Raw genomic sequence first — 7,156 nt, forward strand, 5'->3', positions numbered from 1 at the left:
GCCCCGCGCGCGGGGCCGCCCCCCCCCCCGCGCCCGCCCGCCCCCCCCCCCCCCCCCCCCCCCCCCCCCCCCCCCCCCCCCCCCCGCGAAGCTGTTTGGCGACTGTCAGCCGGAGCCTCCCAAGAGGCCTCCGTTACCGTTGCCGTTTCCTCTGGTGGTCCCGGTGGTGGCGGTCGCCGTCGGCGAGGTGGTCACGCCGCCGTCCGTGCCGCCGGCGTCCGTACCGCCGGCGTCCGTACCGCCGTTGTCGGTCCCGCCGTTGTCGGTCCCACCGTTGTTGTTGCAGTTGAAGTCGAACTTCCTGCAGGTCTCGGTCGCCGAGGGCGTGGGAGACGTGAGCGTCGCACTCGGGGTCGGGCTCGGGCTCTCGGTCGCGCTCTCGGTGGCCGAGGGCGTCGGCGTCGGGCTCGGGACGTCGTTGAGGACCGTACCGATCTCCTCGGGCACCGGGAAGGACTCCACCTTCTCGCCCTTGAGCGCCACCTCCATGTAGTCCCGCCAGATCTGGGACGGGAACGAGGCACCGTGGATGGTCTTCTCGCCACCCGTGCCGTACATCTGCAGGAACTCGCGGTTCTTCTTGGTCTCGTCGTCGTCCAGGCGGTACATGCCGATCGCCGTGGACAGCTGCGGGGTGTAGCCGACGAACCAGGCCGACTTGTTGCCGTCGGTGGTACCGGTCTTGCCGGCCACCTCACGGCCCTGGAGCTGGGCGTTGGTACCGGTGCCCTTCTCGACCACGGTCTTCAGGACGTCGGTGACGTTGTCGGCGACCGCCGGGGTGAAGGCCTCCACCGTCTTCGCGATCTTGTCGTGCTGGAAGACGGTGCCCTCACTGTTGGTCACCTTCTCGACCGAGTACGGGTCACGCTGCTTGCCGCTGGCCGCGAAGGTGGCGTACGCCCCGGCCATACGGATCGCGCTCGGGGAGGAGGTACCCAGGGAGAACGACGGGAACCTGGCGCTGGCGAGGCTCGACTCCTTGATGCCCGCGCTCAGGACGGATTCCTTCACCTTGTCCAGGCCGACATCCATGCCCAGCTGGACATAGGCGGAGTTGACGGACTCGCGCATCGCCTCACGCAGATCGATCTTGTACGTGGGCGGGTTGAGGGACTGGTCGCCGTCGTTCGTCTGCAGCCACTCCTTGCCCTTGTCGTCCGTCCAGTCGGTTCCGTTGTAATCCTTGATCTTGAGCTTGTTCTTGCCGCTGTAGAAACTCCTCGGCGAGACCTTCGTCCGCTGGTCCTGCGGCTGGGACGGGGGACCTTCGGGATCCCTGACACCCCAGGACATGGCGGCGGCCAGCACGAAGGGCTTGAACGTCGAACCCACCTGGGCACCGGTCTGGTCGGCGTTGTCGGTGAAGTGCTTGGTCGCGTCCACACCGCCGTAGATGGCCTCGATGGCACCGCTGTCGGGGTTGACGGACGCCCCGCCGAACTGGACGTACTTGTCGTTCTGCGGCCGCAGCTTGGGCTTGATGTTCGCCTTCTGGACCTTCTTCACCGCGGCTTCGAGCGCGTCGACCTTCTTCTTCTCGAAGGTCGTGTGGATCTCGTAGCCACCACGGCGAAGCGCGGTCTCGGTGATCCCCGTCTTGTCGCTGTTCTTGGTCAGGTACGCGTTGGCCAGGTCGATCAGGTAGCCGACCTGCCCGCCGAGCGCCGCGTTGGACCGCGGGGACTGGATATCGGGGAACTTCTTGTACTTGGCGCGCTGTGCCGCGGTCAGACGGCCGTCCTGGACCTCCTGGTCGAGGATCCAGCCCCAGCGCTCCTCGGCACGCTTGCGGTTGGCCTCCGGCGTGGCGGACGAGTCGATCGACACAGCGCCCGCGGGGTCGTAGTACGTGGCGCCCTTGAGCACGGCCGCCAGGAAGGCGCACTGGTCCGGCTTCAGATCCGTGGCCTTCTTGTTGAAGTACGCGCGCGCCGCGGCCTGGATGCCGTAAGCGTTACGTCCGTAGTACGCGGAGTTCAGATAGCCGGCCATGATGTCCTCTTTGGGCACCTTGGCCCCGACCTTGATCGAGACGAACAGCTCCCTGAGCTTGCGGGAGACCGTCTGCGACTGGTCCTCGAGCATGGCGTTCTTCACGTACTGCTGGGTGATGGTGGAACCACCCTGGGTCTGGCCGCCCTTGGCCATGTTCACGAAGGCACGGGCGATACCCATCGGGTCGACGCCGCTGTCGGTCTCGAACGTCTTGTTCTCGGCCGACATCACCGCCCAGCGCATCTCCTTGGGGATCTCCGCGTAGCCGATGATCTGGCGGTTGGCCTCACCACCGGTGGCGACCATCTGGCTGCCGTCGGCCCAGTAGTAGACGTTGTTCTGCGCCTTGGCGGTCTTGCCGATGTCCGGAATGCCCACGAGGGCGTACGCGACGCTGGCGGCCGCGACCATGCTGCCCAGGAAGCCGATGAACAGGCCCGACACGAGCTTCCAGGACGGCACCCAGCGCGCGGCGCCGTACCGGCCCGCGCGCGGGTAGTCGATGATGCGTTTCTTGGCAGGCTCGGGAGCGCGGCCTCGACCGCGTCCGGGACCGCCCGGACCCGGGGGACCACCGCGTCGGCCGCCCCCTCCTCCGGGACCGCCGCCGTGACCCGCGCCGTCTGCGGCTCTGCGCCGGCTTCCGCCGCTTCCGCGCTGCGTGGCACGCCGCGCGTCGGCACGGCTGCCGTACGAACTCTCTTCACCCCCCGGGCCATATGGATCGGAAGGAGACCCGGTGGCGTCTCGCGGTGCATCGCGGCGGCCTGCGGACGGGCCTGCCTGCGGCTGGCCGCGCCGGGCCGCGGCACGTCCGCCGCCCTGCGGCTGCGGCGGTTTGCGACGGTGCTCGCTCATCGAACGATTACTCCTCGGGCAGGCGCACCTTTGCGCGCCTGGAAACGGCGGCTGGTTTCCGGTCCCCCCGAAGTACGGATGTGGTCGATCGCGCATTCACCCGTACTGCACCAAAGACGTTGACGTACTCAGACGTCACTCGGTTCCCGGTGGTGTCCATCCCGCACAGAGTACGCACCGCCAAAACCTGCCTAGCACCGAAGTTCACCCCAAATCAGGCAACTTGCTTCGTATGAATCGGTGATGTGACGCCGTTCACTCTGCTCCCTCTTGTCGCATCCGCAGGGTCGTTCTATCGTGCTGATGTATCGAGTCGATACATCAGCACGGCATAATGACCGTGCCGACGAGACAGCGACAGGGGAGGAGGCGACGATGAGCCGGCGTGCCGGAATCCTCGAGTTCGCCGTACTCGGCCTGCTCCGCGAGTCTCCGATGCACGGCTATGAGCTGCGCAAACGACTCAATACGTCACTGGGTGTGTTCCGTGCCTTCAGTTACGGAACGCTCTACCCCTGCCTCAAGACGCTGGTCGCCAACGGCTGGTTGATCGAGGAAGAGGGATCCACGCCCGAAGACGCCCTGTCGGCAACACTCGCGGGACGTCGCGCCAAGATCGTCTACCGATTGACGGCGGAAGGTAAGGATCACTTCGAGGAGCTTCTCGCGCAGACGGGTCCCGACGCGTACGAGGACGAGCACTTCGCGGCTCGCTTCGCGTTCTTCGGGCAGACGTCACGCGATGTGCGCATGCGCGTACTGGAAGGTCGCCGCAGCCGTCTGGAGGAGCGCCTCGAGAAGATGCGCGCCTCGCTGGCGCGCACCCGGGAGCGCCTCGACGACTACACGCTTGAGCTCCAGCGCCACGGAATGGAGTCCGTGGAGCGCGAAGTGCGCTGGCTGAACGAGCTCATCGAGAGCGAGCGGGCCGGACGGGACGTCAAGCGTCCCGGTACGGACGGCTCCGCTCAGCAGGACAACACATCTGGAGAGACGGGCGGCCTGCCCCGGCACCGGGACAGCCCCCGGCCGGATCCGTCCGACGACACCGCCACGTGAGACCCCGTTCGGGGTTTCACCGATAGACACAGGGAGCAACCGGAATGGGTTCGGTTCGCGTAGCCATCGTCGGCGTGGGCAACTGCGCCGCCTCGCTGGTTCAGGGCGTCGAGTACTACAAGGACGCCGACCCGGCGACCAAGGTGCCCGGCCTGATGCACGTCCAGTTCGGCGACTACCACGTCGGTGACGTCGAGTTCGTCGCCGCGTTCGACGTCGACGCGAAGAAGGTCGGCCTCGACCTCTCCGACGCCATCGGTGCCAGCGAGAACAACACCATCAAGATCTGCGACGTCCCGAACAAGGGCGTCACGGTCCAGCGCGGTCACACGCTCGACGGTCTCGGCAAGTACTACCGCGAGACCATCGAGGAGTCCGCCGAGGCGCCGGTCGACATCGTCCAGATCCTCAAGGACAAGCAGGTCGACGTCCTCGTCTGCTACCTGCCCGTCGGTTCCGAGGCCGCGGCGAAGTTCTACGCCCAGTGCGCCATCGACGCCAAGGTCGCCTTCGTCAACGCTCTCCCGGTCTTCATCGCCGGCACCAAGGAGTGGGCGGACAAGTTCACCGAGGCGGGCGTCCCGATCGTCGGCGACGACATCAAGTCGCAGGTCGGCGCGACCATCACGCACCGCGTGATGGCGAAGCTGTTCGAGGACCGCGGTGTCCGTCTTGAGCGCACCATGCAGCTCAACGTCGGCGGCAACATGGACTTCAAGAACATGCTGGAGCGTGACCGCCTCGAGTCCAAGAAGATCTCGAAGACGCAGGCCGTCACCTCGCAGATCCCCGACCGTGAGCTGGGCGAGAAGAACGTCCACATCGGTCCCTCGGACTACGTGGCCTGGCTCGACGACCGCAAGTGGGCGTACGTCCGCCTCGAGGGCCGCGCCTTCGGCGACGTCCCGCTGAACCTGGAGTACAAGCTCGAGGTCTGGGACTCCCCGAACTCGGCCGGTGTCATCATCGACGCCGTGCGCGCCGCGAAGATCGCCAAGGACCGCGGTATCGGCGGCCCGATCCTCTCCGCGTCGAGCTACTTCATGAAGTCCCCGCCGGTCCAGTACTTCGACGACGAGGCCTTCGCCAACGTCGAGAAGTTCATCAAGGGCGAGGTCGAGCGCTAAAGCACGCCTGCGTGCTCGCTGTCGAGGGTCCCCGGGCTTACTGCCCGGGGACCCTCCTCGTATGTGAGGCTGTGACCCATGGCCGTCGTGCGTGACCTGCGCGTCCTCCTGCGCTTCCAGGGATTCAGACGCCTGCTCGGTGTACGGCTGCTGTCCCAGGGCGCCGACGGCGTCTACCAGGTCGCGCTGGCCACCTACGTGGTCTTCTCGCCGGAGAAGCAGACCTCGGCGGCCTCCATCGCCTCCGCCATGGCGGTGCTCCTTCTCCCCTACTCCCTCGTCGGTCCCTTCGCGGGCGTCCTGCTGGACCGCTGGCAGCGTCGGCAGGTCTTTCTGTACGGCAACCTGCTGCGCGCGGCACTGGCGTGCGTGACGGCGCTGCTGATGCTGAGCCCGGCGCCCGACTGGCTCTTCTACACCTCCGCGCTCTGTGTCACCGCCGTCAACCGCTTCGTCCTGGCCGGGCTGTCGGCCGCGCTGCCCCGTGTCGTCGACGCGGACCGTCTGGTGGTGGCCAACTCGCTCTCACCGACCGCGGGAACGCTCGCGGCCACCGTGGGCGCGGGTCTCGCGTTCGCCGTACGGCTGGTCGTCGCGGACTCCGACGCGGCGGTGGTCCTCGTGGGAGCGGCGCTGTATCTGTGCGCGGCCCTCGCCTCGCTGCGTATCACCCCGGGGATCCTCGGGCCCGACCAGGAGCTGGTCCGGTCGTACGTGGGCACGGCCCTCGCCGGCACCGCGCGAGGCCTCGCCGGAGGGGTACGCCATCTCGCGGAGCTCCCACGGCGGGAGGCTGCCTGGGCTCTGACGGCGATGACCCTGATGCGTTTCTGCTACGGCGCCCTGACGGTCATGGTGCTGATGCTCTGCCGTTACGCGTGGGCGTCCGGTTCGGACGACGGGCTCGCGCTGCTGGGACTGGCCGTGGGCGTCTCGGGAGCCGGCTTCTTCGTCGCTGCCGTGGTGACGCCCTGGGCGGCCGGGCGGCTGGGACCGGGCCGTTGGATCGCCGTCTGCGCCGGCACCGCCGCGGTCCTGGTGCCCGCGCTGTGCCTCCTGTTCGCCCCCTCACCCACGCTGGGCGCCGCCTTCGTGCTGGGCGTGACCACACAGGGCGCGAAGATCGCCACGGACACCATCGTGCAGTCCGCCGTGGACGACGGCTTCCGCGGCAGGATCTTCTCGGTCTACGACGTCCTGTTCAACGTCGCCTTCGTCGGGGCGGCCGCAGTGGCCGCGCTGATGCTGCCTTCTGACGGACGGTCCGTTTCCCTCGTCCTCACCGTGGCGGCGATCTACGCGTCAATTGCGTTCGCTATGACCCGATTTGAGATTCGGTAAGTGTCACATCAGGGACACAGAGCCACTCCTGACTACTGAGTTGTCACAGGGGCCCGATAACTTACGTGCGTCTTACGTTCGTGTCGCGCATCTACGTTCCAGGGGGGAACTCCAGTGACAACTCCGCCGCCGCCGCAGAGCGGCAACCCGTACGCCCAGGGGCAGCCGCCGCAGGGCGGCAACCCGTTCGCGCAAGGGCAGCCGCCGCAGGGATACCCGCAGCAGCCGGGCGCCGGCTTCGCCCCGGCCCCGCCGACGCAGCCGAAGCGCAAGATCACCTTCAAGCTGGTCAAGAACGTCGTGGTCGTCGTCGCGGTGGCCGTCGCGGTCATCGGTGGCTACATAGCCAGCCGCGACGACGCCAACACGGCAGCGGTCGGTGACTGCATGCACCGTGGCAGCAGCAACTCGACCAACCCCGACCTCGAGGTCGTCGAATGCAGCTCATCGCAGGCGGAGTACATCGTGCTGGCCAAGGTCGAGGGCTCGTTCACCTCGGCCGCCGCGGACAGCAAGTGCGAGGAGAAGGCCAAGGACTTCCAGTACTCGTACACCGAGAGCGGTGACGGCAGCGACTTCCTGCTCTGCCTGAAGGACTACTCGAAGTAAGGCAGCTGCGGAAAGGGGCGGTGTTTCACGTGAAACACCGCCCCTTCGCGTGGCCGGCCCGTCATGTTTCACGTGAAACATGACGGGCCGGCCACCGCGCAGCCCCGCACGGCCCACCATTGCATGAGCGCTGCCACCGCGGCGGGAAGCTACATCGGCCCGGG

The 7,156-nt window shown here is 67.4% G+C and carries 5 protein-coding genes; 4 read left to right on the forward strand and 1 reads right to left on the reverse strand.

Features of this window, described 5'->3' with window-relative positions; all coding sequences use genetic code 11:
* Window positions 1-105: 105 nt before the first annotated feature.
* Window positions 106-2,856: a transglycosylase domain-containing protein gene (locus tag ACFYW9_RS41200; RefSeq protein WP_389160301.1), complete on the reverse strand. Its 2,751-nt coding sequence runs from the start codon at window positions 2,854-2,856 to the stop codon at window positions 106-108.
* 375 nt (window positions 2,857-3,231) lie between these two features.
* On the opposite strand from ACFYW9_RS41200, the gene ACFYW9_RS41205 reads away from it, so the two are divergent.
* The 4 genes from ACFYW9_RS41205 to ACFYW9_RS41220 all read left to right on the forward strand — a co-directional run bounded on the left by ACFYW9_RS41205 (window position 3,232) and on the right by ACFYW9_RS41220 (window position 6,992).
* The gene (locus tag ACFYW9_RS41205) at window positions 3,232-3,915 is read left to right on the forward strand and encodes a PadR family transcriptional regulator (RefSeq protein WP_389160303.1); all 684 of its coding nucleotides are present in this window, start codon (window positions 3,232-3,234) and stop codon (window positions 3,913-3,915) included.
* Between the two features lie 44 nt (window positions 3,916-3,959).
* Complete coding sequence (locus tag ACFYW9_RS41210) at window positions 3,960-5,042, forward strand: inositol-3-phosphate synthase (protein ID WP_389160306.1); 1,083 nt, start codon at window positions 3,960-3,962, stop codon at window positions 5,040-5,042.
* Between the two features lie 78 nt (window positions 5,043-5,120).
* Entirely contained in the window at window positions 5,121-6,383 is a 1,263-nt protein-coding gene (locus ACFYW9_RS41215) for an MFS transporter (protein WP_389160309.1), read from the forward strand.
* Window positions 6,384-6,497: 114 nt separating this feature from the next.
* On the forward strand, window positions 6,498-6,992 hold the full coding sequence (locus ACFYW9_RS41220; protein WP_389160311.1) for a hypothetical protein: 495 nt from the start codon (window positions 6,498-6,500) through the stop codon (window positions 6,990-6,992).
* Window positions 6,993-7,156: the final 164 nt, after the last annotated feature.

The sequence above is a fragment of the Streptomyces sp. NPDC002698 genome (genome assembly GCF_042888945.1).
In the GTDB taxonomy this organism is placed as follows: domain Bacteria; phylum Actinomycetota; class Actinomycetes; order Streptomycetales; family Streptomycetaceae; genus Streptomyces.